Raw genomic sequence first — 2,889 nt, 5'->3', positions numbered from 1 at the left:
GGCCGTGGCCGTAGCCGCGCCGCCGGAGCCTGCGCCGCCCGCACCGCCCGTGCCGCTACCCGCGCCGCCGGTCGGGCTCACCGCGCCCGAGGCCGAGCTGCCGCCCGCGCCGCCGTTCGCCGCCGCCGCGCCGGCGGTGGTGGTGGTGGTGCCGGTGGAGCCGGCGCCGCCCGCGCCCGCGGTACTGGTGCCGCTGCCGCCGCCGTTGCCGAAGAAGCCGCCGTCACCGCCGCTGCCCGAACGCGAGCCGCTGCTGCCGCCCACGCCCGCCGCCAGGCCGCCGGCGCTGCCGCCACCGGCCAGCGCGCCGCCGCCCTTGCCGGAGCCGGACAGGCTGGCACCGAGCGCATCGCCGCCGGAGCCCTTGGCGCCGCCGCCGCTGCCGCCACGGCCGGCGCTGGCGCTGAGCGCGTCGCCGCCATAGCCCTTGGCACCGCCGCCGTCGCCGCCGTAGCCCTTGGCATCGCCACCGCTGCCGCCACGGCCGGCGAACGCGCTGCCAGCCGAGGCATAGCCCGCGGTAGCGCTGCCGTTGGTGGCCGAGCCGCCGCTGCCGCCGGCGCCGCCGTTGCCGCTGTTGCCGCCATTGCCGCCCGAGCCGCCCTGGCCGGTCCCGCCATAGCCGGTGCCGCCCTTGCCGCCCCAGCCGCCGTTGGCGTTGCCGTTGTTGGTGGCGATATTGCCGATGCCGTGGACCACCACACCCGTGACCGCGCCCGACAGCTTGCTCACCGCGATGGCCTTGCTGCTGTTGAACGAGTTGGTGAAGTTGGCGGTGGCGGTGCTGCCGTTGTTGGCGCCGGCGTTGCCGTAGCCTTCATCGAAAGTCACCTTGCCCTTGTTGTCGGCGTTGGTCTTGGTGGTGGTTCTGGTGGAGGTCTTGGTGGAAGCGAAGCTCGAGGTCTTGCTCGACGTGCTGTTGTCCTGCCAGGCGGAGGAGTTTTCGTTTGCCAGAGCGCCGCCGCCGGATTGCGTGGAGTTCGCAGTGGCCGTCTGCGTGTTGTCGCCGTTCCACTTGACGTCATTGTTGTTCGTCGGGTTGGCCATGGCCTGACCGCCGGCCCCAAGGGCTAAGGCAATCGCCGACGCAAGTAAGGTCTTTTTCATACAAAGCTCCCAGGAGGATTTCACAGCGGCTCGGCCTCTGGCCGGCGCTCGGGGAGAACGGCGGCCGGAGGTGCGGGTCCGGCTTCACGGCCAAACCAGCCTCCCGTTCCGCATAATCAGTGCCAGCGGCCGGCGGCCGCGCTGTAATCCCTTGAAATACAAGGGCTGCGAAGTGCCCGGCGCGGGGCGGGAACCCGTGCCGCGCGGCTTGCGCGCGCGCGGCCGCCATGCGGCGCACGCGACATGTCACACAGTTGTGACAGCGCGCACCGAACGTCACCGCGCATGGGTCTCCCGGGCGCCGGAACAAGCGCTGCCTGTCAGGGGTCCGGAGGCGGCTCCTAAGGAAAACCCTTGGCGGCCGCCGCTGTATCGGACGTGAAACAGGCCCCGTGGCCGGTGCACTGGTCGCCGCATGAGGGGCGGCGCGGGCGGGACCGCGCGGGGCACCGCAGCAATCGCGCGGCCGGCCCGGGGGGGCGCGCGGGACGCAAACATTCGCCGGCGCGATTGCGGCGCGCGCGGCATATGCGCGGCGCGCGCGCAACGATTGCCGCCGCCCGGTGCGTGGAATGCGGCACAAACGCCGACATAACTAGGCTCTATGTCTGATTTAAAGTACATTAGGACTATTCAAGACTTGTTACCCATACGCAAGGGAAACCATGAGTGAAGCCGTCGTTCCCCTGTATCACCAGATTTACGTGGTACTACGCCAACAGATCGTGGAAGGCCGCTTCGGCCAGGGCCCGCTGCCGGGCGAGATCGACCTCGCCAAGCAGTTCCACGCGTCGCGCGTCACCATGCGCCGGGTCTTCGACCGGCTGGTGCAGGAGGGACTGGTGCGCCGTCACCGCGGCCTGGGTACCTTCGTCAACCCGCACCCGATCAAGCCCGTCACCGTGGGCGACCGGCCCGGCAGCCTGCTCGACAACATCATCGACATGGGGCAGAAGACCTCGGTCAAGGTGATCTCGATCGACGACGTGCACGCCACGCCGGAAGTGGCCGAAGCGCTCGGGCTGCAGGCCGGCGACCCGGTGGTCAAGGTGGTGCGCGTGCGCCACTACGGCGGCCGCCCGCTGTCGCACATCACCACCTACCTGCCGGGCGAGCTGGGCCGCGGCCTGACCCGCAAGGACCTCGAGACCACGCCGATGCTGCGCCTGCTGCAAGGCGCGGGCGTGCAGCTGGGACGCGCCAGCCAGACGCTGTCGGCGCGGCTGGCCGACGTGGTGGTGGCGCCGCTGCTGGACGTGCCCGTGGGCGGCGCGCTGCTGGCGGTGCGCCGCGTGGTGCTGGACAAGGCCGGCCGCCCGGTGCAGTTCCTGCTGGGCCAGTACCGCCCCGACCGCTACGAATACCGCATGGAGCTGTCTCCCGCGGGCGGCGACAGCGCCAACGTCTGGGTGGAAAGCGAAGCGCGCACGGGGCTGCGCGAATAGGCCGGGACAAGCGATACTGCGCGCTCCCGAACTCTTCCTGAAGGAATTCGCGATGCCAGTTCACTTCACGGCCCGATCACCGCTGCCGCGCCGCCGGCCTTCCGCACGGTCTGCACCAGCCGCACGAGCCGCACGGCTTTCGCGCCGCCGCGCGCTGGCCGCGCTGCTGGGCGCCGCCGCCGGCCTTGCGCTGGCGGTGCCGGCGCAGGCGGCGCAGATCGCCGGCGGCAAGCCCATCCGCATCCTGGTCGGCGCGCCGGCCGGCGGCACCACCGACACGCTGGCGCGCACCATCGCGCAGGAGATGGCGCGCGAGCTGGACCAGGGCGTGGTGGTG

2 protein-coding genes and 1 pseudogene are annotated in these 2,889 nt (G+C 71.8%); 2 read left to right on the top strand and 1 reads right to left on the bottom strand.

Annotated elements, in window-relative coordinates; genetic code table 11:
- A partial coding sequence (locus tag K206_RS0115580) for a hypothetical protein (protein ID WP_020203326.1) occupies positions 1-1,047 on the bottom strand: 1,047 nt, incomplete at its 3' end.
- A gap of 725 nt (positions 1,048-1,772) precedes the next feature.
- Here K206_RS0115580 and K206_RS0115575 point away from each other — a divergent pair.
- A complete protein-coding gene (locus tag K206_RS0115575) occupies positions 1,773-2,552 on the top strand; it encodes a GntR family transcriptional regulator (RefSeq protein WP_020203325.1) in 780 nt (259 codons plus the stop codon).
- 52 nt (positions 2,553-2,604) lie between these two features.
- Positions 2,605-2,889 (top strand): annotated as a pseudogene (locus tag K206_RS41620) (tripartite tricarboxylate transporter substrate binding protein); the annotation flags it as partial.

This window comes from Cupriavidus sp. WS (genome assembly GCF_000395345.1).
GTDB classification, from domain to species: Bacteria; Pseudomonadota; Gammaproteobacteria; order Burkholderiales; family Burkholderiaceae; genus Cupriavidus; species Cupriavidus basilensis_B.
Note: the sequence above shows the minus strand (reverse complement) of the source record. Positions and strands in the feature narration are given on the sequence as shown.